The organism is Neopusillimonas maritima (assembly GCF_003576595.1).
Lineage (GTDB): Bacteria > Pseudomonadota > Gammaproteobacteria > Burkholderiales > Burkholderiaceae_B > Neopusillimonas > Neopusillimonas maritima.
This window is the reverse complement of sequence record NZ_NQOU01000003.1, coordinates 165,872-186,778: the sequence shown is the minus strand read 5'-3', so window position 1 is coordinate 186,778 and position 20,907 is coordinate 165,872. Positions and strand designations below refer to the sequence as shown.

The window sequence follows — 20,907 nt, the reverse complement described above, 5'->3', positions numbered from 1 at the left end:
GTGCGTCAAACAAGTTTACTTTCGGCCTTGCATGAATAAAAATGAAGTTTTCCATTCAATAACTATCGATGTTGTCGATGGAAGTGTTCTTTGTGTGATTTGTTGTGCGATGTATGCCGGGAGAGTTCAATGGAGTTAAGACATTTACGCTATTTCGTTGCGTTGGCAGAGCAACTCAGTTTTACTCAAGCAGCGGAAAAAGTCCATGTGACCCAGTCGACGCTGTCGCACCAAATCAAGCAGCTTGAAGACGAGTTGTCATGCAAGCTTTTCGAGCGGGTTGGAAAACGCGTAATCATGACCGAGCGTGGAGAGGCGTTCCTGGAGTATGCCCAGAGGGCTTTGCAGGAGGTCGAGGAGGGCGTTAAAACCCTGCGTGATACATCGGGCGAATTGGGGGGTGAGGTTCGTGTGGGCGCCACCCATACGTTCAATATGCGTATTTTGCCGCAAAGCCTGGCATTGTTCCTTGAGCGTCATCCCTCGGTTTGCGTCAAAGTCATGGAGTTTTCCGGCGATCAGGTAGCGGCCGAGTTGCAGGCGGGTCGCCTGGACTTCGGGATTACGTACCGGCCCGAAAAAATAAGTGGTTTGTTATTCGAACCCCTGTACAACGAAGAGATGCGCCTGGTTGTCGGCAAATCTCACCTGTTTGCCAACCGCCGCTTTGTGCGCATGGCGGAATTGCATGGTCAGCGAATTGTTTTGGTGCCGCCATCGTATGCCACCCGCGCGCTGTTGGAAGATTGTTTCTCGATGGCGAATGCGCAGCCGATTGTTGTTGCCGAAATGAATGCGATTGCACCCATGCTCGAGTTCGTGAATATGAGTAATGCGGCGGCGATTGTGTCTGAATATGCTGTGGGCTTGGATGACGCCCGCGTTATTCCATTACAAAGTCCTACACCCGTTCGTACCCCCGGTCTGATTTGGCTGCGTGGACATTTGCGCACGCCCGCCATGCGAACTTTGGCCGGGATTATTCGCGAGAGAGTAAGCGAGTTGAATTTGCGCCGCCTGCGCGGGAAGTAATCCGTTGTAGGCAGTCGTACCAAACTTCTGCATTCAACCCGCTTATCAAGTACCATTCTCAACTAACTTTCGTCACTTACTATTCAATGTCATGAGCCACGTGTCATCCGATCCACATCTTGCCGAGCTTTATGCGCAACCCGGCCACCTTTTGCGGCGAGCCCATCAAATATCCGCCTCAATTTTTCATGATGAATTGGGCGAAATGGTGACGCCGGTTCAGTACGCTATTTTGCGAACTTTGAAAGCGTTTCCCGGCATCGACCAGGTCTCATTGGCGGGATTGGTTGCCATGGATACGTCAACGGCTGCCAGCGTGGCCGGACGTCTGGCTGAAAAGAAACTACTCACCCGCGATCTGGATCCGAACAATCGTCGCCAACGTAAGTTGTTTCTGACTGAACAGGGTGAAGCCTTGCTGCAGCAAACCGTGGGTGGAATCGACCGCTTGCATAATCGTCTTTTCGATGGTTTCAGCCAACAGGAAGAGGCACAGTTCATGGCCCTTTTGCAAAAATTGGTTCACATTAATAACATGCAGAGCCGCGCCCCCTTTGTTCCTGCGAAAACGGCGCCGTCCAGGGGCGAAGTTGAAAAAGGGGTCGAAAAACTAGGGTAAACCCGCGTTGCATGTACGGGGCGAGAGCGTAAAATAATTTCAGATTCAGTGCACTGAACGTCTGGCAAAAAAACTTAGACGCTCTCTTACTTTATTACTCAGCGAGGCCGGTATGTTTATCAAAAACACGTGGTATGTTGCCTGTATGCCCAACGAAATCGATGGCAAGCCCCTGGGCCGTCAGATTTGCGGCGAACGGATTGCTTTTTACCGGGGCGTTGAAGGAAAAGTTGCCGCGGTGGAAGATTTTTGTCCTCATCGTGGTGCTGCGCTGTCCCTTGGGTTTGTTGAGAACGGTAACCTGGTCTGTGGCTACCATGGTCTGGTCATGGGGTGTGACGGTAAAACGGTTGCCATGCCAATGCAGCGCGTCGGTGGTTTCCCCTGTATTAAAAATTACCCCGTAGTTGAAAAATACGGATTCATTTGGGTATGGCCGGGCAACCCCGAGAAAGCAGATGAATCGCTTATTCCTCACCTGGATTGGGCGGTTAGTGATGAGTGGGCGTATGGTGGTGATATGTTCCATGTGAATTGTGACTATCGCCTCATGATTGACAACCTCATGGATCTCACACATGAAGCGTATGTTCATGCCGACAGCATCGGTCAGGAAGAAATCGATGAGTCCCCCCCGGATACCAACGTTGATGGCGACAAGGTTGTTACCAGCCGCTATATGAATGAAATTACGGCGCCTCCTTTCTGGAAAGCGGGCATGCGAGCCAATGGTATCGACGAATCCGCAGTGGTTGATCGGTGGCAGATTTCCCGTTTTTCACCTCCCAGTCATGTCCTTATCGACGTTGGTGTGGCGTTAACCGGAAAAGGGGGCATGGACGCAGACCCCAAAGATCGTGCGCGCGGCATTGTGGTTGGCTTTATTACGCCCGAAACTGAAAACAGTCATTGGTATTTCTGGGGTATGGCACGTAACTTCAAGGCCGATGACGCCGAACTGACGGAACGCACCAAAGTACGCCAGGGTGAAATCTTCACACAAGACCTGAGCGTGCTTGAAGCGCAGCAGCGAAATCTCGATGATCATCCCGAGCGTCGTCTGCTGATGCTCAATATTGATGCAGGTGGCGTACAATCTAGGCGTGTCATTGATCGTTTGGTCAAGGCAGAGCAGGAAGAAAACGCTACGGCTTCAGCCTGATGGTCACCCTTGGTGCGGGCTGGAGGTTTTTTCACGCCCGCACCCAGTGGGTCAAACCAACTTAGTAGATGATTGAATGAGTCAACTTTCCGTTAAAGTCGTCAATAAAACCCAGGAAGCTGAAGACATTGTCAGTCTTGAGCTGGCCAGCACCGATGGTAAAACCTTGCCTTCGTTCAGTGCGGGCGCTCACATCGACGTCAATGTTCCCGGCGGCCTGACCCGTCAATACTCCTTGCTGAATGATTCCGGTGAGCAGCATCGGTACGTCATCGGGGTACTGCGCGATCCCGAATCCCGCGGCGGTTCCACCGCAATTCACGATAAAGTGAATGTGGGCGATGTGTTGCAAATCAGTGAACCGAAAAATCATTTTCCGTTAGTGAAATCCCAACGTTCCGTGTTGTTTGCGGGCGGTATTGGTGTCACGCCCATTTTGTGCATGGCCAGGCGGTTAGGCGCCATTAATGCTGATTTTGAAATGCATTATTGCGCACGATCCCCCGAACGTATGGCGTTCAAAAGCGATATCGAGTCGTCGGCTTTTGCGGATCGGGTGCAGTTTCATTTCGACAACGGTGATGATGCGCAGAAGCTTAAACTTGAAGAAATCATTGCGCAGCCGCAAGCAGGAACGCATATTTATGTGTGCGGCCCAACCGGTTTTATCGACTATGTTGTTAATACCGCCAAAGCAAAAGGCTGGGCGACTGATCAGGTTCATCTCGAGTATTTTGGTGCCGCCGAGGTCGATACAAGCGGCGACGAGTCTTTCGAAGTGAAAATTGCCAGTACCGGGCAAACATTTACGGTGCCGGCCGATAAGTCGATTACTCAGGTACTCGATGAGAACGATGTTTTCGTTCCTGTTTCGTGTGAGGAAGGGGTTTGCGGTACTTGCTTGGTTCGCGTGCTCGAGGGTGAGCCTGAACATCGGGATTTATACCTTACCGATGCCGAACATGCGGCTAATGACCAAATGACGCCTTGCTGCTCACGGTCGAAATCTTCCGTATTGGTATTGGATTTATAAGGGGTTCCCCCAGCTTTTGCAGAAAAACGCCGCTTATGCGGCGTTTTTTTGGAACAATGTTGGGGTGGTGTCATTTTTTGAAATGAACTTAAGTGTTTTAAAACAAAAATCGGAGACAACAATGTCCTGGAATTTATCAAATTACGGCTTTGTGTCGTGTGCAACACGCTGGAGGCCGAAATGCTGGGCAATTTAATCGGTGTGGTGTTCGACGGCGTGGCCTTCGGGGCGCTGCTGTTTCTGATTAGTGTGGGTCTGTCGGTCACGATGGGTCTGATGAACTTTGTGAACCTGGCCCACGGGGCGTTCGCCATGCTGGGCGGTTATGTCAGCGTTGAACTGATGACGCGCCTGGGCGTGCCTTTTCTGGCTACGTTGCCCCTTGCGTTTCTGGCTGCGGCGCTGGCCGGTTTTATTCTGGAGCGCACCCTCTATCAGCGGCTGTATGAGGCCGACCCGCTTGACCAGGTTTTGTTCTCGATTGGTTTGGTGTTCATGGTGATTGCCACCTTCACCTTTTTCTGGGGGCCAACGATTCAACCGGTGAACCTGCCTGACTGGTTGCGTGGGCAATTCCGGGTGTTCGATATTGGCTTCGGGGTATATCGTTTGTTTCTGATCGGGGTGGTGGTTCTGGTTACGATCGCCCTGGGCCTGATTATCGAGCGCACGCGATTTGGTGCACAAATACGGGCGTCTGTCGATAATCAACAGGCTTCAAAAGGCTTGGGCATCAATGTGAACCGGGTTTTCAGCCTAACCTTCGCGCTGGGCTCGGGTCTGGCCGGCCTGGGTGGGGTGCTGGGGATCGATGTGCTGGGCCTGGACCCCACCTTCCCCCTGAAGTGGATGGTGTATTTTCTGATTGTGGTGGCGGTGGGCGGTGCCGGCACGATTCGCGGGCCGCTGGTGGCCGCGATTGTGCTGGGTATTTTTGACGTGGCGGGCAAATACTACGTACCGGAGATCGGGGCATTTGTGATCTATGTCCTCATGGTTATTCTGCTGCTGTTTTTCCCTAACGGTTTAATCACGAGGCGCGCATGAGTTTGCAATCACTATCCATTGTCGATCGTTTGCCCGCGCCGCGCGTGCCGAACGACCGTTGGCACAAACTTGAATACCTGTTCTGGATTCTGCCGTTTGTTGCTTATTTTCTGTTTCCGACCAATCTTGTCCTGATCAGTCAGATGATGATTCTGGCGCTGTTTGCTTTGTCGCTCGACCTGATTCTGGGCTATGCCGGTATTGTGTCGCTCGGTCATGCGGCGTTTTTCGGGTTGGGCGCCTATACATCGGGCTTGTTGTCCACGCACGGATGGGGCGAGCCGTTTAGCGCGTTGCTCATTGCCGCGGTGTTGGCCGCTATTTTGGGCTACATCACAAGTTTCCTGGTGGTGCGTGGGCATGAGCTGACCCAGCTTATGGTTACGCTGGGTATCGGTTTAATGTTGTACGAAGTGGCCAATAAAGCAACCGATTTCACCGGTGGGGCCGATGGTTTGTGGGGGATCGCCACCTGGCCGCTGTTTGGCATTTTTGAAATCGATCTATACGGTAAAACGGGCTATTTCTATAGTTTGGCGGTGTTGTTCATTATGTTTTTGTTCGCGCGTCGCCTGGTTAGCTCGACTTTTGGTTTAAGCCTGATTGGCATTCGGGAAGGGGCCAAACGCATGCCGGCCATTGGCGCTAACGTCGACAAGCGCTTGGTGGCCATTTACACCATCAGTGCGGGGATGGCGGGCGTGGCGGGTGCGTTGCTGGCGCAAACCACGCAGTTTGTGGGGCTCGACTCACTCGGGTTTATTCGTTCGGCCGACCTGTTGATTATTCTGGTCTTGGGGGGCGCGGGCCGCCTTTATGGTGCCATGATTGGGGCGGTGGTGTTCATGTTTGCCCATCACTATATTTCCGACATTAATCCGGTTTATTGGCAATTCTGGATTGGCTTGCTGCTGGTGGTGATTGTGATGATGGGCAGCGGCGGGATTCTGGGTTCGGTTGACCGGGTGCTTGAACGTTGGCGCAACCGCGCTGCAGAAAAGGGGGCGTCATGAGCCAGGATACAACGCTACGTACCGAAGGCTTGACCAAAATCTGGGGGACGTTTCAGGCCAACAGCGATGTGACCTTGTCGTTCAAGCCGGGCGCGCGTCACGCGCTAATCGGCCCTAACGGTGCCGGTAAAACCACCTACATCAATATGCTCACCGGGGCATTGCAGCCCACGCGAGGCAAGGTGTTCCTGGGCGATCGCGACATTACCCATTTACCCCAACACGAACGGGTTAAGCTGGGCATGACGCGCACCTTCCAAATTAACACGCTGTTTGCCGGTTTAACCGTGCTGGAGTCGGTTGTGCTGGCGATCAGTGAGCGTGAGGGCTTGCATAAGCAATGGTACAAAACGGTTGAAAAGCAAACGGTGTTAATTGACGAGGCGGTGGCGTTGCTGGAGACGCTGCGCCTTGCGCCGGAAATGAATACTCGCACGCGCAATTTACCTTATGGTAAGCAGCGTCTGGTCGAGATTGCGTTAGCTTTGGCTACGCGCCCCAAAGTCTTGCTGCTGGACGAACCGGCGGCCGGCATCCCGCAAGCCGAAAGTCAGGAGCTTTTTGAAGTGATTTCCCAGCTCCCACGCGATGTCACGATTGTGTTTATTGAGCACGATATGAGCCTGGTGTTCCGATTCGCTGAACGCATTACTGTGTTGGTAGGCGGCAAGGTATTAACCGAAGGCAGCCCGGATGAAATCGCCGCAGACGATCGGGTGAAGGAAGTGTATTTGGGGGAGGCCGAGCATGAGTAACACATCGCAGGACATCCTGACAGTTGACCGCGTTTGCGCCGGGTATGGCGAAGCCGTCGTGCTGGAAGATATTTCCTTTTCATTGAAAGAGGGTGGCAGCCTGGCTTTGTTGGGGCGAAACGGGGTGGGTAAATCCACTTTGTTGCTGACCTTGTTGGGGTTAACGCAATTGCACAGCGGTTTCATTCATTGGGACGGGCGTGATGTATCTCGTGTTCCCACGCATCAGCGTGCCGCTGCCGGTATGGGTTGGGTGCCGCAAGAGCGTCATATGTACCCATCGTTAACCGTAGAAGAGCATTTAACGGTTGTTGCGCGTCCGGGCGAATGGGATGTGGCCAAGGTATATAAATTATTTCCCCGGCTGGAGGAACGCCGCGCCAATATGGGCAACCAGTTGTCCGGAGGTGAGCAGCAGATGTTGGCCATCGCACGCGCGCTGATGGTGAATCCGCGCCTGCTGCTGCTCGATGAACCGATGGAAGGGCTGGCACCGATTATTGTGCAGGAGCTGCTGGGCGTGATTCGGCGGCTGGTGCATGAAACCGGGCTAACGGTGATCGTGGTGGAACAGCACGCCCGTTTGGCATTAGGGCTTACTCAAGAGGCGATTGTTCTGGATCGCGGACAAATTGTGTATCAGTCAACCAGTCAGTCGCTGCTCGATGAACCTGAAACGCTCAATCGTTTGGTGGCGGTGGCCTAAGGCATCGTTGCTGTTTTCACGATAGGATAATTTGTGCGCGCTATTTGCAGATCATTGTTCTGTAATGATAATTTGATGTAGTTAAATAGTTTTCCATCGTGTTGTCCACAGTTTCAGTGGATAAGTTCGACCGAATAGGCTGATACGTTTTCAGTGTGATTAACAATTTATCGTAAAGGAAGTTATGACCGATTTACAGACGCTAATTGATTGGGTTGCCGCGGGCTTTACGGCAATGGCGTTCGACTTGGTAATCGCCTTGGTTATTCTGGTTGTTGGCTGGCTGATTTCCAGTTGGGTCGGGAATGTTGTGCGGCGCCTGGCCACCCGTTCAGTACGTATCGACCCGACCATTGTGCCGATTGCCTACACCGTGACTATCTGGGCGATTCGCGTTGTGGTATTGGTTGCGGTGCTGGCGCGGTTAGGCGTTCAAACGGCAAGTATTATTGCAGTACTCGGTGCGGCGGGTTTGGCCATTGCTTTGTCGTTGCAGGGGACATTGCAAAATATCGCCGCGGGTATCATGTTGTTGGCTTTGCGTCCGTTCCGGGCCGGTGACTTTGTGTCGGTTGTGGGAACGGTGGATGGTATGGTTGATGAGGTCGGGCTGTTTATGACCCGTTTCAAGCAGTACGACGGTACTTTTATTATGGTGCCCAACAGCAATATTTGGGGCAGCGCTATTTTAAATCTTAGCCGTCATCAAACGCGGCGGGCACAGGCATCGGTATTCATTCCTTATGGCGAGGATGTCAACCGCGCGATGGCCGAGTTGGTTAACATGGCCAAGCAACACGAGTTGTCGCTCGAGGATCCGGCCCCGATGGTGATGGTAACGGAATATCGCGACCATGCCATGGTGGTAACAGTTCGCGCCTGGGCGGAGGCTGGTAATTGGTTTGATCTGCAGAACGATATGAACAGACGTGCACAAGAGGTGTTGCGTGATGCGGGCGTTGAGCTTCCGCCATCACGCCCGGTTAAGTAATTGCACATGCCGCTTCGGCCTATGAGTTAGTTTTTTCGCAGTTGCCCGTTGGCGGCTTTGACCATTGCTGTGCAAACGCCGCGCATCATATCGACTTCGTCGTTGGTCATCTGGTTCCGACCAAACAGGTGATGCATGCGCGGGATCAGCTTTTTTGGATAAGCCGGGTTCAGAAACTGAATTTGAATCAAAGCCTCTTGCCAATGCTTTAGAAATGCGTTGATTTTGGCTTGTGAGGCCAATGCGTCGCCTGCTTCAGGGTCGGCTGGATGCGTTTCGCCATGATCGTTTTGAACATAGTTGATGCGCGCAGGCGAATCAATTTTTTCAGCTGCGCACGGCATGTTGCTGAGTGCATAACGTAATTCCCATGCGGCCAATTGCAGCGCTTGGGCAACATTCAATGAGCTGTATGCCGGGTTCGCGGGAATATGACAAATGCGCTGACATTGCGCGATGTGTTCATTAGTCAGGCCTGATCTCTCGGTACCCAATACAATGCCCACTCGCCCTTCGGGATGGGTGGACACATGGCTTTGGCTTAAGATAGCGGCTTCGCGAATATCACACACGGGTGGCCCCAGTACGCGCTCGCGGGCGGTCATGGCAAATGCCATGGTAAGGGGGGCAAGAGCGGCTTCCAGGTTGGGAACAAGGCAGGCTTGCTCAAGGACATCACCTGCGCCGCTGGCCAGTGCAATGGCATCGGGGTGGCGGGTGACGTTGTCGTGCTCTGGGTTAACCAGACACAGGTCGGTAAAGCCCATGGTTTTAATGGCGCGGGCGGCTGCACCCACATTTCCGGGGTGGCTGGGCTGTACCATAATAAAGCGTATACGGGAAAACAAGATGGTCATTTCGGTGATAGAAGCGAAGTCATTTAAAATAGCCAGCTAAAATGCGCTTGTAGCCAACACAGATTTGTTATTAAAAACGGAATTTTATGCACCCCATGCTTAACACCGCCATTAAGGCGGCACGCCGCGCCGGCGCAATTATCAACCGCGCCAGCCTGGACCTCGAGCGTTTGCACGTGGCACGTAAGGGGCCTAAAGATTATGTCACGGAAGTGGACAAAAGCGTTGAGGAGGCCGTTATCGACTTGCTGCGCACTGCCTACCCTGAACATGGTTTCTTGTGCGAAGAGTCGGGCCTGCACGAAGCGGGAAACACCGTTAACGGAGTCCCCGAATATCAATGGATTATCGACCCCCTCGACGGGACGAGCAATTTTATTCATGGTTACCCGGTCTATGCTGTTTCAATTGCTTTGGCGCATCAGGGGCAAGTCGTTCAGGCGGTTATTTACGACCCCAGTCGAAATGAGTTGTTTACCGCCAGTCGTGGCGGCGGTGCATTTTTAAATGACCGTCGCATTCGGGTATCGGGCTTAACGCGTTATCACGATGCCATGTTAAGCGCGTATGTTCCCGACTCCGGCGGTGGGGTGTCGCCCGACTCCCGCTGGGCCAACCTGTTATCGGGCTGCGCCAGCGTGCGTCGTATGGGTGCATCGGTGCTTGATCTTGCTTATGTGGCCAGTGGGCGCATCGACGGGTTTTGCGGCAAGAATCTCAAACGCTGGGACCTCGCCGCCGGCGGGCTGATGATTCTGGAGGCCGGCGGTCTGATAGGCGATTTTGACGGTGAGCAAAACTGGTATGAAACCGGCAGCGTTATTGCCGGCAGCCCAAAAATTTTCACGCAAATGCTGGCACATTTGAATGCCAAGTAAATTAATGCGGGGACGCAACTAATGGAAACATTTGGTTTCGACTGGCTGGGTGACCCCGCGGCTTGGGTCGGGTTAGCGACCTTGATCGTCCTGGAAGTGGTTCTGGGTATCGATAACCTGATTTTTATCGCCATTCTGGTCGATAAACTGCCTCCTCATCAGCAAGATCGTGCCCGGATCATGGGTTTGTCTTTGGCGTTGATCATGCGCCTGGCTTTGCTGACGCTCATGTCCTGGATGATCAAGCTGACCCAGCCGTTGTTTTCGTTAGGGCCTGTTGATTTTTCCGGCCGCGATCTCATTCTGATTCTGGGCGGCTTTTTTCTGCTGTTCAAGGGCACACTGGAGCTGCACGAGCGTATTGAGGGCCGTGCCCAACACGCATCCGGCGCACGCTTGCATGCCAGCTTCGGCCTGATCGTTACTCAAATTATTATTCTGGACGCCGTCTTTTCAATCGACGCTGTCATTACCGCAGTGGGGATGGTCGAGCAGTTGTCGGTAATGATGGTCGCAGTGGTGTTTGCCATTGGGGTTATGTTGTTTGCCTCCAAGCCGCTGACCAAATTTGTAAATGCGCATCCAACGGTCGTGGTGTTATGCCTGGGCTTTTTGCTCATGATTGGTTTCTCCCTGGTTATTGAAGGGTTCGGCTTTCATGTTCCTAAAGGGTATTTGTATGCGGCCATCGGGTTCTCGGTTCTTATTGAAGCCTTGAACCAGGTTGCCCGTCGCAATCGAAAAAAAGAAGAGCAGCACCGGCCCATGCGTGAGCGCACAGCAGAGGGCATTATGCGCATGCTGGGGCGTAAGCCGTTAATCGGGCCCGAGCAACCGCAAACAGACAAGGCTGCGCCGGCGGCCGCCCAGGTTTTTGGTGAGGAAGAGCGCAACATGGTCAGTGGCGTATTAACACTGGCTGATCGCAATATCCATTCCATCATGACGCCGCGCAACGATGTGTCGTGGATCAATCTTGATGATTCCCCCGACGATATCCGGCAGCAAATTATTAAAACGCCGCATAGCTTTTTCCCTGTGTGTCGGGGTTCTCTCGATGAGGTAATCGGTATCGGGCGGGCGAAAGAATTGCTTACCGATATTCTGACGTCGGGCAATGTAAAGTTGTCGCGCCTGCGTGATCCGCTGATTGTGCATGAGTCCATTGGTGCATTGCGACTCATGGAAACGCTTAAACGTTCGCGGGGGCAATTGGTTTTGGTTACCGACGAGTTCGGCACGATTGAAGGGGTGGTGACGCCTATCGATGTATTTGAGGCAATTGCCGGTGAATTTCCCGACGAAGACGAATCGCCCGATATTATTCAGGAAGATGAGAATCGCTGGAAGGTTGATGGTGCCGCCGATATTCACCATCTGGAACAAGTACTGGCAACCGATGGTTTGGTTAACGATGAAGAGGGTTATTCAACATTGGCCGGTTACTTATTGGGGCGCTTTGGCCATTTGCCGGCACCGGGCGATGCGTGCGAGCTTGAGCGACCGCATGCCAGGTTTACTTTTAAAGTATTGCGTCTTGAGGGGCGGCGGATTGCGACGGTTCTGGTCGAGCGATCTCCTGTTATGCCCGATAGCGATGCCGTATCCGAGGCTTCGTAGTGTAGTGAAGGAAGATAGGTCGTACATATGACGGAACACACGTGGTATCTGCTGAAGGCTTTGATTCTGGGGGTGGTGGAAGGGTTTACCGAATTCATACCGGTTTCCAGCACGGCGCATTTGTTATTAATTGGTGAATGGATCGGTTTCGATTCAGGTGATGCAAAAGTGTTCGAAGTCGTGATCCAGTTTGGCTCGATTTTGGCGGTCGTGTGGATTTTTCGTCATCGTATTTGGCAATTGATCTGGGGTACTTACCGACGTGAACGTACTGAAGTAGCGTTTGCCCGGAATCTGATCATTGCATTTTTGCCGGCGGCGATTATTGGGGCGCTGGCGATTCAATACATCAAAATGCTGTTTCATCACCCCGGTATTTTTGTTGTCACCCTGATACTGGGTGGGCTGATTATGTTGTGGGTTGAGCGCAAGCCGCAGTTTGCAAAATTTGCTGATTCAGGGTCGCGGTCTGACGGCGGCACGGACAAGCGTCGTTCAACCCAGGCGCTGGAAGAGATTTCGTGGAAGCAGGCGCTGGCGGTGGGGTGCGCCCAATGTATTGCAATGGTTCCGGGAACATCGCGTTCGGGGGCGACCATTATCGGTGGGATGCTGGCAGGTATCGAGCGTAAAACAGCCACCGAATTTTCGTTCTTTCTGGCAGTTCCAACCATGTTGGGCGCCACAGTTTACGATTTATACCGACACGGTTCGGCGTTGTCGGGCGAACAAACCAGTGCAATTTTAATTGGGTTCGTAGCCGCGTTCTTTAGCGCGCTGGTGTTGGTTAAAGCGCTGCTGTTATTTATCGCCAAACACACCTATCGCCCGTTTGCCTGGTATCGCATCGCCTTGGGCATTGTGGTTCTGATCTGGTTAAGCCTGGGTGGCTGATCAATAAAACTGATCGCCCAATAAATATCAGGGGCGCTCGAATATCGGAAAGTCGTGATTGGTTGTACTAACCAGCTTCAATGTATCGGCTGTAATGTGCAACCAGCCTCCTCGGGGGCTTTCGCTGTGGTCGTAGTCCCAGTCGGGTAAAACCACATGTCGCAGGACACCACTTTGACCCAGGTCGAATACGCGAACAGCCGGGCGGTGTGTGTGGCCGTGAACCAATGTTTTTATATCGTAGTTCATGAACATATCTTTCACTGCGACCGCGTTAACGTCCATAATTTCGGCGCGTTTCGTTTTATTGGCCTGCATGCTGCGTTGACGTGCCATGCGCGCGATACGTTCACGCAACGGCATACCCAACGAAAAGAATAATTTCTGAACGGTGTGGTTGCGCACGACGCTTCGAAAGCGTTGATAAGACTTGTCGTCTGTGCAAAGCTCATCGCCGTGCGTGAAAAGAATGGGTCCAAAATCGGTTTGAATAAAGGCCGGCTCAGGCAATAGTGTTGCGTGAATGCGGTTACACAATTGCCGGCCGATCAGGAAGTCGCGGTTACCCCGTGCAATATACAACTGCGTTTTTCTGCCGGTGTCGGCCAACTGATTCAATACGTTGGCTAGCCACTCGGAAGGGGTGTTCAGGGCGACATCGTCACCGACCCAGGCATCGAATAAATCACCGCCGATAATCAAGGCGTCGGCCTCGTTGCCGGCGCGCTGAAGAAAGGCGGAAAATTGCGCCCAGGTTTTGGGTGTGTCCGGCCCCAGATGAATATCTGAGGCCAACCAGACAGTGCCGGTTAGTTCAAGCTTATTCGACAACAACGGCTTTTTCAATGATGACATCTTCGACGGGTACGTCTTGATGGAAGCCTTTGTTCCCAGTGCTGACGTTTTTAATCTTGTCGACGACTTCCGTACCTTCGATGACTTCGCCAAACACGGCGTAGCCCCAGCCGTTGCTGGTAGGGGCGGTAAAGTTCAGGAAGTCGTTGTCTGAAACATTGATGAAAAACTGCGCTGTGGCTGAATGTGGGTCGCTGGTACGCGCCATTGCCAGCGTGTAGCGATTATTTTTCAGGCCATTATCAGCCTCGTTTTCAATAGGTGCGTGAGTGTCTTTTTGTTTCATTCCGGCTTCGAACCCACCGCCCTGAATCATGAAATTATTGATGACACGATGGAAAACTGTGCCGTCGTAGAAGCCTTCGCGTACGTACGTCAGGAAGTTTTCAACGGTTTTTGGGGCTTTTTCGGCGTTTAGCTGAATCAGCATTTCACCGTGATTGGTTTGTATGCGAACTTGAGGTTGGTTGCTCATGGACTCACCTTGTGTTGAGTGATTATTGGAATTGGCAGCTGTCGCGCTACTCAGAAACGTGGCAAACGCCATTAGGAACAAAAGAAAGAAAGCGTTGCGAAACAGGTTTTTTGTAAATTGCGTCATGGCGGCGAAAGCGGCAAAAAAACGATTAAAGACGGTTGTCATTTGATGCGGAAATGAATCGGGCCTGCGGATGCAGTTGGCCAAAGCCAATGTCGGCACTGATGCTTATTCCAGGATGCGTTGGATTTCTTGTGCTTTCTGGGCTGCATCTGCAATACCTGATTGCCTCGCCTGGGAGAAAGACTCGTAGGCTTGCATAAGCTGCACCTGGCCTAAATTGTATCGGGCCAAATCGTACTCGGGGAAGGCGGAAAGTGCCATTGAGAGCGCGTCCTGGGCCCGATCAAGCTGTTTTTGCTTAATGTAAATTGAAGCAAGGTTATTCCAAGGCTCAGGCAGCTCAGGGTAGGTGATGGTCATGTCGCGATAGATTTGTTCAGCCTCATTTTCGCGCCCGGTGGCAGCCAGGGCCCGCGCGTGAAGAAACATGAGTTGCACATCTTCGCCCAGCGCTTGCGATTCTGCGCGTTGGGCTTTGCGTTTCTGGATAATTTCCAATGCTTCTTGCGCTCGCCCCTGGTTAATCATTTGTTCAATGCGGTCGGTAATTTGAGAAGGCGTTAGCGGTAGCGAGGTGTCCACGCCCGGTGAGAGCGCTTCGAGGACGTTGGCCAGCCCCTGCCAGCCCTTATCGGCGGCAGGCGGGTCGTTAAAAAGTTTCTCATCTGCATTGTCCGTTGTTTGGGCGATGGCTTGCGATGGAACCGCAAATACGGGCAGTGCCAGAATGACAGATAAACAAATTCGACCAATAATTTGACGCACTGATGTGTCCTGTGAAAAAAAGGTATCCAGCCACAAAAGCCGGTTCCATGTGGAATTGCTATACTTATCGACCGCCATTTTAGCCTTGCTTGAAACTCAAACGCGAGCCATAGCGCAGATGCTGCACATTTATAACACCCTTTCCCGGCGTAAAGAGCCTTTCCAACCTGTAGAACCAGGCCGTGTCCGCATGTATGTATGCGGCATGACCGTGTACGACTACTGCCATCTGGGGCACGCCCGCATGCTGGTTAGTTTCGACGTTATTCAACGTTGGCTGCGCGTGTTAGGTTACGACGTACATTATGTGCGCAATATTACCGATATCGACGACAAGATCATTCGCAAAGCGGTGCAAACAGGACAGCGGCTGGGCGAGGTGACGTCTTACTACATAGATGCCATGCACGCCGACGAGGCGGCATTGGGCGTGCAGCCACCCGATTCCGAGCCTCTGGCGACGGAGCACGTGGGTGCCATGCTCGATATTATCGGTCGCCTTGAAGAAAAAGGCTTGGCATACCGCGCAAACAGTGGCGATGTGAATTACGCTGTACGAAGCTTTAAAGGGTATGGCAAGTTGTCGGGCAAGTCGCTTGATGATTTGCGGGCCGGTGAACGGGTTGCCGTTGATTCCGATAAACGGGATCCGCTTGATTTTGTGCTGTGGAAGTCGGCCAAACCAGATGAGCCGGAAGAGTCGAAGTGGTCGTCGCCCTATGGTCTGGGGCGCCCGGGGTGGCACATCGAGTGTTCGGCCATGAGTCGCGCTTTGCTGGGAATTCCACTGGATATTCACGGTGGTGGGCCCGACCTGAAATTTCCGCACCATGAAAACGAAATAGCCCAGTCCGAAGGGGCTTTCGGTACACAACTGGCCAATACCTGGATGCATTGCGGTCCGTTGATGGTGGATGCCGACAAAATGTCGAAGTCGCTGGGTAACTTCCGTACGATTCGCGACACCATCGCCGCGGCCAGCGCTATCCATGAGAGTGCTGCGCAGTATCAAGCCAATGCGCGCGAAGCTGAAATGTTGCGCTTTTTCATCGTGCGCAATCATTATCGTAGTATTCAGAATTACACCCCCGATAATCTGCGCGATGCCCAAAATGCGCTCGACCGGTTGTATCAAACGCTATTGAATGTTGCGCCGGAAGACGTTGAAATCGATTGGTCGGCACCCGAAGTGTCGGGTTTTCGCGATGCAATGAACGATGACTTCAACACGTCGGGTGCGGTAGCTGTTTTATTCGAACTGGCCGGCGAGGTGAATCGCACGGGTTCATCGCGCGTTGCGGGTTTGTTGAAGGCGTTGGGTGCGGTTCTGGGGCTGTTACAGGTGGATCCGGCGGTTTATTCGCGCTGCGCAAGCCGCTATATTGGCCAGTCTGAATCATTCGAAACGTTCGATGATTCGCGCATCGACGCGTTGGTTGAGGAACGTAGCGCAGCTAAAAAGGCGCGTGATTTTGCCCGCGCAGACATGATTCGCGAACAATTACGCCAGGCCGGGGTTGAGCTTGAGGATAAGCCGGGTGGTGTCACCCAGTGGCGGCGGGCATAGAATAGGTAGCTGAACAACTTTATGTCCAATCAATTGGAAGTCCCTGCACATAAACCGGAATTTTGGGATGAGGCATCGAAGCAATTAATGCGACGAGACCGAATTCTTCGTAAAATTATTCCGGCTTACCAAAGTGATAGTTTAAAGCCGCCTTTCCCGCCTTTCATGACATTGGCACGGGCCATCATTAGTCAGCAGGTGTCAACCAAGGCTGCTGATAGTATATGGGGCAGGTTCACGGGCTTATGCGGCCGCCGCCCTTCGCCGGCCGCCGTTTTGAAGCACGATCTCGATACATTGCGCAGTGTCGGGTTGTCTCGGCGTAAGGCGGAGTACGTATCCGATTTGGCCGTGCGGTTTGCTGAACGGAAAGTTCGCCCTGCCGCCTGGGCCGGGATGGATGATGAAGAGGTCATCGCTTCGTTGTGCACGATTCGGGGCATCGGACGCTGGACGGCTGAAATGTTTTTGATTTTCAATTTACAGCGACCCAACGTATTGCCGCTGGACGACGCTGGTTTGATTAAGGCAATTTCTTTACACTACTTTAGTGGTGAGCCTGTTTCGCGCTTTGAGGCCCGCGAGGTAGCGCAGGCGTGGGCACCCTGGCGTACGGTTGCAACATGGTATATGTGGCGCAGCCTTGATTCCGGTGCCCAGTCGCACTAAAGTCGTAAAACCAAACTGGAAAACAAAGTACTTATGCGAAATACCTTTCTCGAATTCGAACAGCCTCTGGCCGAGCTGGAGCACAAGATCGAGCAATTGCGCTACGTGCAGGCCGACTCGGCAGTGGATATTTCAGACGAAGTGGGGCGCCTGCAACAGAAAAGCCAGACGCTTGCAAAAAGTATCTACGCAAAACTGACACCTTGGCAAACCGCGCTGGTTGCCCGTCATCCGCAACGGCCGTACACGTTTGATTACATCCGCGAGCTTTTTACCGATTTTCACGAGTTGCACGGCGACCGCATGTACGCCGACGACCAGTCAATCGTAGGTGGTTTGGCGCGCTTCAATGGGACACCTTGTATGGTGATTGGCCACCAGAAAGGGCGCGACACCAAAGAGCGGTCAATGCGTAATTTTGGCATGCCGCGTCCGGAAGGCTATCGCAAAGCCATGCGTTTGATGCGCTTGGCGGAAAAATTCCGTTTGCCGGTATTTACGTTCGTGGATACACCGGGCGCTTATCCCGGGATCGGTGCTGAAGAGCGTGGTCAATCCGAGGCCATCGGGCATAACTTGTATGCAATGGCTGAGTTGCGTGTACCGATTATTACGACCATTATCGGGGAAGGCGGCTCGGGTGGCGCTTTGGCCATCGCGGTGGGCGATGCCGTCATGATGCTGCAGTACGCCACGTATGCCGTTATTTCTCCTGAAGGCTGTGCTTCCATTTTGTGGCGCAGTGCCGACAAGGCCCCCATAGCGGCTGAAGCTTTGGCTATTACGGCTCCCCGCTTGAAAGAGTTGGGCCTGGTCGATCAGGTGGTTGAAGAGCCGGTTGGCGGTGCCCATCGCGATCCGGTCGCCATGGCGCGCAGCCTTGGGCGTGCGCTGGCCGACGCGTATCGTCAGGTGGCCAACATGACGACCGAACAAATGCTTGAGCATCGTTTACAGCGGTTGATGTCGTATGGCCGCTACCAAGAGGCGCGCGCTTAATCCGTTGCGTGCCAGGGCACCATGTTTCCTGATCCAGGCCTGGTCGACCTCATAAAGAAAGCTGTAGCCCAGGCGCCGTCGTCGAAGAGGTCGCTGGGTGTGGCCGTCAGTGGTGGTGTCGACTCATCTATGTTGGCAGTACATGCTTGCTATTGGGCGCGTGCCCATGGCATAACATTGCACCTGTTTCACGTTCATCATGGGTTACACGATGCGGCCGATCAATGGCAGCACCGCGTGCACGATCTGGCGCACCAACTTCAAATGCCCTGTCACAGTATTCGCATCGGCATTGAATTAAAAGGCGGAAAGGGTATAGAGGCGGCGGCGCGCGAAGGTCGTTACCGCGCGCTCGCGCAGCTTGCCGACAAAGTGCAGGTTTCGCATTTATTGCTGGGCCATCATCAAAACGACCAGGCGGAAACGGTTTTATTACGGTTGTTGCGTGGTGCCGGCCCGCATGGCCTGGCTGCCATGTCGCCTGTGTCTACGCGGGGTGATTTATGTCTGATTCGCCCGTGGCTTGATGTGCCACGTAAAACCCTTGAGGCAGTGGCGGATGAATATGCTGCGCAAACCGGCTGGTATCCGGTTGCCGACCCCAGTAACCACCAAGATCACTATACCCGTAGCGCGTTGCGAGGCCGTTTAGTGCCGGAACTCGATGAGCGTTGGCCGGCTTGGCGGGCAAATGTCGTGCGCCATGCGCGGCAAAGCGCGCAAGCCCGTGAAATTCTTCAGGAAGTCGCGTTAAACGATTTCGACACACTGGAACCTTCGGCGGATAAAACCAGTTTTGCCCTGGCGCGGTGGCGCGCATTAAGCCCGGCCCGCCAATCGCATGTTTTACGTTATTGGCTTCAGTTTCATGGCTTGCCGATGCCTTCCGAGGCACGCTTGAATGAGCTCATCAAACAGCTGCGCAATCTGCACGCCTTGGGGCATGATCGCCATATGCGTTTGCGTCATGCAGGCCATATTATCAGTTGCGAAAAAGGTCGGGTATGCCTGCAGGGGGTCGGCAAAACCGGCTGCTGATGTTACAATTGATGGTTTTATTTGTCGGACATTAGCGACAACACACACACAATTCAGAGGAAAAGATGTCCCTGATAGTTCATAAATATGGCGGTACTTCGATGGGCTCGGTTGAGCGCATCCAGAACGTGGCCAAGCGGGTGGCCAAGTGGCATGCAGCGGGGCACCAGGTTGTAGTGGTGCCTTCCGCCATGTCGGGTGAAACGAATCGTTTGCTCGGCTTGGCCAAGGAAATTTCCCCGCAGCCGAATGAGCGCGAGCAAGACATGCTGGCTGCAACCGGCGAGCAAGCCAGTAGCGCACTGCTGGCGATGGCGTTAATGGCGCAGGGCGTTCCGGCCCGCAGTTATACCGGTTGGCAGGTTCCTGTGAAAACCGATGCCGCCTATACGAAAGCGCGTATTACCTCTATCGACGACACCCGCATTAAAGGCGACCTGTCCGAAGGTCGTGTAGTCGTCGTAACAGGTTTCCAAGGCATCAACGACGAAGGTCATATCACCACGTTGGGGCGGGGCGGCTCGGATACCTCGGCGGTGGCCATTGCCGCTGCCATTGGTGCTGAGGAATGTTTGATTTACACCGATGTCGATGGCGTTTATACCACCGACCCGCGTGTTGTACCCCAGGCCCGTCGGTTAAACGTTATTTCCTTTGAGGAAATGCTGGAAATGGCGTCGCTGGGTTCCAAGGTGCTGCAAATTCGTTCAGTTGAGTTTGCCGGTAAATACCGCATTCCAGTGCGTGTGTTGTCGTCGCTTACCGACCCCCTGATGCCGCTTGAAGAGGAAATGAATTCAGGCACTCTAATTACTTTTGAGGATGACCAGAAAATGGAAGCAGCCGTTGTTTCGGGCATTGCCTTCAGCCGTGATGAGGCCAAACTGACGCTATTGGCGGTTCCGGATAAGCCGGGCGTTGCCTACTCAATTCTTGGTCCTGTTGCCGCGGCCAATATCAACGTCGATGTAATCCTGCAGAACCAATCGGTTCATGGCACAACCGACTTTTCATTTACCGTAAACCGCAACGACTTCCCTCGTGCGCTTGAAGTGTTGAAGAACCAGGTCGCGCCTGCCGTTGGTGCACGCGAAGTTCAGGCCGACGAAAAAGTCTGCAAGGTATCGGTGGTGGGTATTGGTATGCGCAGCCACGTCGGTATTGCCAGCCTTATGTTCCGCACGCTAAGTGAAGAGGGCATTAATATTCAAATGATCAGTACCAGCGAGATCAAAACGTCGGTGGTGATCAGCGATAAATACATGGAATTGGCCGTGCGTGCTTTGCACAAAGCTTTTGGGCTCGACCAAGACGGCGATATTCCTGTGGTGGATGAAACTGACGAAACTTAAGTAGTTTCACCTCTAAGGCATGAATTAAGTGCGTATTCTTATGCTAGAATATTGAGCTTAACTGGAGATGTGGCCGAGTGGTTGAAGGTACTCCCCTGCTAAGGGAGCATACGGCTTATACCCGTATCGAGGGTTCGAATCCCTCCATCTCCGCCAATATTGAAAAGTCCTTGTAACTCAACGGGTTACGAGGATTTTTTTTGTTCGATTCTACCCAGGTTTTCTACCCAATCATGTGGCTATATTCTCCTATTCTAAAGCTCCCAGAGTGAACATGCGTTACGCAGGTGCGGCTTTGATGTAGTGGTGTCACTAAGGCTTCGCGTCGTCGTCGCTTCAAACTCTTAATTGCATCAGTTTCAGCCTTGGCTTGGACTGTAAAAGTCAGAACGATCTATTCTCTGATTCAGGGCCTGTTTTACAAGCCTTGTATATAGGGCTACAGCGCTTAGCG

21 protein-coding genes and 1 tRNA gene are annotated in these 20,907 nt (G+C 53.0%); 18 read left to right on the top strand and 4 right to left on the bottom strand.

Features of this window, described 5'->3' with window-relative positions:
- The first annotated feature begins 129 nt into the window (after positions 1 to 129).
- From CJO09_RS09435 to CJO09_RS09395, 9 genes are all read left to right on the top strand, one after another.
- Positions 130 to 1,032: a LysR substrate-binding domain-containing protein gene (locus CJO09_RS09435; protein WP_119442132.1), complete on the top strand. Its 903-nt coding sequence runs from the start codon at positions 130 to 132 to the stop codon at positions 1,030 to 1,032.
- A gap of 91 nt (positions 1,033 to 1,123) precedes the next feature.
- Positions 1,124 to 1,651 carry a MarR family winged helix-turn-helix transcriptional regulator gene (locus tag CJO09_RS09430; RefSeq protein ID WP_119442131.1) on the top strand — a complete coding sequence of 176 codons (528 nt, stop codon included), beginning with the start codon at positions 1,124 to 1,126 and terminating at the stop codon, positions 1,649 to 1,651.
- Positions 1,652 to 1,763: 112 nt separating this feature from the next.
- Positions 1,764 to 2,813 carry an aromatic ring-hydroxylating dioxygenase subunit alpha gene (locus CJO09_RS09425; RefSeq protein ID WP_114421006.1) on the top strand — a complete coding sequence of 350 codons (1,050 nt, stop codon included), beginning with the start codon at positions 1,764 to 1,766 and terminating at the stop codon, positions 2,811 to 2,813.
- Between the two features lie 76 nt (positions 2,814 to 2,889).
- Positions 2,890 to 3,846: a PDR/VanB family oxidoreductase gene (locus tag CJO09_RS09420; protein ID WP_114421005.1), complete on the top strand. Its 957-nt coding sequence runs from the start codon at positions 2,890 to 2,892 to the stop codon at positions 3,844 to 3,846.
- Positions 3,847 to 4,026: 180 nt separating this feature from the next.
- Positions 4,027 to 4,893 (top strand): branched-chain amino acid ABC transporter permease, encoded by an 867-nt coding sequence (locus CJO09_RS09415; RefSeq protein ID WP_119442130.1) that lies wholly within the window; start codon positions 4,027 to 4,029, stop codon positions 4,891 to 4,893.
- Complete coding sequence (locus CJO09_RS09410; RefSeq protein WP_114421003.1) at positions 4,890 to 5,906, top strand: branched-chain amino acid ABC transporter permease; 1,017 nt, start codon at positions 4,890 to 4,892, stop codon at positions 5,904 to 5,906. The genes CJO09_RS09415 and CJO09_RS09410 overlap by 4 nt, the downstream gene beginning before the upstream one ends.
- Positions 5,903 to 6,661: an ABC transporter ATP-binding protein gene (locus CJO09_RS09405; protein ID WP_114421002.1), complete on the top strand. Its 759-nt coding sequence runs from the start codon at positions 5,903 to 5,905 to the stop codon at positions 6,659 to 6,661. The genes CJO09_RS09410 and CJO09_RS09405 overlap by 4 nt, the downstream gene beginning before the upstream one ends.
- Complete coding sequence (locus tag CJO09_RS09400; protein ID WP_114421001.1) at positions 6,654 to 7,367, top strand: ABC transporter ATP-binding protein; 714 nt, start codon at positions 6,654 to 6,656, stop codon at positions 7,365 to 7,367. Before CJO09_RS09405 ends, CJO09_RS09400 begins: the two co-directional genes overlap by 8 nt.
- Before the next feature lie 184 nt (positions 7,368 to 7,551).
- Positions 7,552 to 8,358, top strand: a complete 807-nt coding sequence (locus CJO09_RS09395) for a mechanosensitive ion channel family protein (protein WP_114421000.1) — start codon at positions 7,552 to 7,554, stop codon at positions 8,356 to 8,358.
- Positions 8,359 to 8,384: 26 nt separating this feature from the next.
- Here CJO09_RS09395 and CJO09_RS09390 read toward each other — a convergent pair whose 3' ends face one another.
- A complete protein-coding gene (locus CJO09_RS09390; RefSeq protein ID WP_114420999.1) occupies positions 8,385 to 9,215 on the bottom strand; it encodes an RNA methyltransferase in 831 nt (276 codons plus the stop codon).
- 86 nt (positions 9,216 to 9,301) lie between these two features.
- Here CJO09_RS09390 and CJO09_RS09385 point away from each other — a divergent pair, with 86 nt between their 5' ends.
- Genes CJO09_RS09385 through CJO09_RS09375 form a run of 3 tightly spaced genes read left to right on the top strand, consistent with a single transcriptional unit; the run spans position 9,302 to position 12,607 of the window.
- A complete protein-coding gene (locus CJO09_RS09385) occupies positions 9,302 to 10,093 on the top strand; it encodes an inositol monophosphatase family protein (RefSeq protein ID WP_119442129.1) in 792 nt (263 codons plus the stop codon).
- Positions 10,094 to 10,114: 21 nt separating this feature from the next.
- Positions 10,115 to 11,713 (top strand): TerC family protein, encoded by a 1,599-nt coding sequence (locus CJO09_RS09380; RefSeq protein WP_119442128.1) that lies wholly within the window; start codon positions 10,115 to 10,117, stop codon positions 11,711 to 11,713.
- Between the two features lie 27 nt (positions 11,714 to 11,740).
- Positions 11,741 to 12,607 carry an undecaprenyl-diphosphate phosphatase gene (locus CJO09_RS09375; protein WP_119442127.1) on the top strand — a complete coding sequence of 289 codons (867 nt, stop codon included), beginning with the start codon at positions 11,741 to 11,743 and terminating at the stop codon, positions 12,605 to 12,607.
- A 27-nt stretch (positions 12,608 to 12,634) separates the two neighbouring features.
- Here CJO09_RS09375 and CJO09_RS09370 read toward each other — a convergent pair whose 3' ends face one another.
- The 3 genes from CJO09_RS09370 to CJO09_RS09360 form a co-directional block, all read right to left on the bottom strand.
- Positions 12,635 to 13,462 carry a UDP-2,3-diacylglucosamine diphosphatase gene (locus CJO09_RS09370; RefSeq protein WP_119442126.1) on the bottom strand — a complete coding sequence of 276 codons (828 nt, stop codon included), beginning with the start codon at positions 13,460 to 13,462 and terminating at the stop codon, positions 12,635 to 12,637.
- Entirely contained in the window at positions 13,428 to 13,937 is a 510-nt protein-coding gene (locus CJO09_RS09365) for a peptidylprolyl isomerase (protein ID WP_179950531.1), read from the bottom strand. Before CJO09_RS09365 ends, CJO09_RS09370 begins: the two co-directional genes overlap by 35 nt.
- Positions 13,938 to 14,168: 231 nt before the next feature.
- Complete coding sequence (locus tag CJO09_RS09360) at positions 14,169 to 14,828, bottom strand: tetratricopeptide repeat protein (protein ID WP_147404914.1); 660 nt, start codon at positions 14,826 to 14,828, stop codon at positions 14,169 to 14,171.
- Between the two features lie 118 nt (positions 14,829 to 14,946).
- Here CJO09_RS09360 and cysS point away from each other — a divergent pair, with 118 nt between their 5' ends.
- From cysS to CJO09_RS09330, 6 genes are all read left to right on the top strand, one after another.
- Positions 14,947 to 16,395: a cysteine--tRNA ligase gene (cysS, locus tag CJO09_RS09355; protein ID WP_119442124.1), complete on the top strand. Its 1,449-nt coding sequence runs from the start codon at positions 14,947 to 14,949 to the stop codon at positions 16,393 to 16,395.
- A gap of 21 nt (positions 16,396 to 16,416) precedes the next feature.
- The gene (locus CJO09_RS09350) at positions 16,417 to 17,064 is read left to right on the top strand and encodes a DNA-3-methyladenine glycosylase family protein (RefSeq protein WP_119442123.1); all 648 of its coding nucleotides are present in this window, start codon (positions 16,417 to 16,419) and stop codon (positions 17,062 to 17,064) included.
- Positions 17,065 to 17,097: 33 nt separating this feature from the next.
- Positions 17,098 to 18,063 (top strand): acetyl-CoA carboxylase carboxyltransferase subunit alpha, encoded by a 966-nt coding sequence (locus tag CJO09_RS09345; RefSeq protein ID WP_119442122.1) that lies wholly within the window; start codon positions 17,098 to 17,100, stop codon positions 18,061 to 18,063.
- Between the two features lie 21 nt (positions 18,064 to 18,084).
- On the top strand, positions 18,085 to 19,101 hold the full coding sequence (gene tilS, locus CJO09_RS09340; protein ID WP_119442121.1) for a tRNA lysidine(34) synthetase TilS: 1,017 nt from the start codon (positions 18,085 to 18,087) through the stop codon (positions 19,099 to 19,101).
- 65 nt (positions 19,102 to 19,166) lie between these two features.
- Entirely contained in the window at positions 19,167 to 20,453 is a 1,287-nt protein-coding gene (locus CJO09_RS09335) for an aspartate kinase (protein WP_119442120.1), read from the top strand.
- Between the two features lie 63 nt (positions 20,454 to 20,516).
- Positions 20,517 to 20,609: transfer RNA gene (locus tag CJO09_RS09330), tRNA-Ser, on the top strand.
- Positions 20,610 to 20,907: the final 298 nt, after the last annotated feature.

Bases quoted from the DNA above. Each gene is read 5' to 3' on its own strand.
- CJO09_RS09435 (WP_119442132.1), top strand. From the start codon at position 130: ATGGAGTTAAGACATTTACGCTATTTCGTTGCGTTGGCAGAGCAACTC.
- CJO09_RS09430 (WP_119442131.1), top strand. From the start codon at position 1,124: ATGAGCCACGTGTCATCCGATCCACATCTTGCCGAGCTTTATGCGCAA.
- CJO09_RS09425 (WP_114421006.1), top strand. From the start codon at position 1,764: ATGTTTATCAAAAACACGTGGTATGTTGCCTGTATGCCCAACGAAATC.
- CJO09_RS09420 (WP_114421005.1), top strand. From the start codon at position 2,890: ATGAGTCAACTTTCCGTTAAAGTCGTCAATAAAACCCAGGAAGCTGAA.
- CJO09_RS09415 (WP_119442130.1), top strand. From the start codon at position 4,027: ATGCTGGGCAATTTAATCGGTGTGGTGTTCGACGGCGTGGCCTTCGGG.
- CJO09_RS09410 (WP_114421003.1), top strand. From the start codon at position 4,890: ATGAGTTTGCAATCACTATCCATTGTCGATCGTTTGCCCGCGCCGCGC.
- CJO09_RS09405 (WP_114421002.1), top strand. From the start codon at position 5,903: ATGAGCCAGGATACAACGCTACGTACCGAAGGCTTGACCAAAATCTGG.
- CJO09_RS09400 (WP_114421001.1), top strand. From the start codon at position 6,654: ATGAGTAACACATCGCAGGACATCCTGACAGTTGACCGCGTTTGCGCC.
- CJO09_RS09395 (WP_114421000.1), top strand. From the start codon at position 7,552: ATGACCGATTTACAGACGCTAATTGATTGGGTTGCCGCGGGCTTTACG.
- CJO09_RS09390 (WP_114420999.1), bottom strand. From the start codon at position 9,215: ATGACCATCTTGTTTTCCCGTATACGCTTTATTATGGTACAGCCCAGC.
- CJO09_RS09385 (WP_119442129.1), top strand. From the start codon at position 9,302: ATGCACCCCATGCTTAACACCGCCATTAAGGCGGCACGCCGCGCCGGC.
- CJO09_RS09380 (WP_119442128.1), top strand. From the start codon at position 10,115: ATGGAAACATTTGGTTTCGACTGGCTGGGTGACCCCGCGGCTTGGGTC.
- CJO09_RS09375 (WP_119442127.1), top strand. From the start codon at position 11,741: ATGACGGAACACACGTGGTATCTGCTGAAGGCTTTGATTCTGGGGGTG.
- CJO09_RS09370 (WP_119442126.1), bottom strand. From the start codon at position 13,462: ATGTCATCATTGAAAAAGCCGTTGTTGTCGAATAAGCTTGAACTAACC.
- CJO09_RS09365 (WP_179950531.1), bottom strand. From the start codon at position 13,937: ATGAGCAACCAACCTCAAGTTCGCATACAAACCAATCACGGTGAAATG.
- cysS (WP_119442124.1), top strand. From the start codon at position 14,947: ATGCTGCACATTTATAACACCCTTTCCCGGCGTAAAGAGCCTTTCCAA.
- CJO09_RS09350 (WP_119442123.1), top strand. From the start codon at position 16,417: ATGTCCAATCAATTGGAAGTCCCTGCACATAAACCGGAATTTTGGGAT.
- CJO09_RS09345 (WP_119442122.1), top strand. From the start codon at position 17,098: ATGCGAAATACCTTTCTCGAATTCGAACAGCCTCTGGCCGAGCTGGAG.
- tilS (WP_119442121.1), top strand. From the start codon at position 18,085: ATGTTTCCTGATCCAGGCCTGGTCGACCTCATAAAGAAAGCTGTAGCC.
- CJO09_RS09335 (WP_119442120.1), top strand. From the start codon at position 19,167: ATGTCCCTGATAGTTCATAAATATGGCGGTACTTCGATGGGCTCGGTT.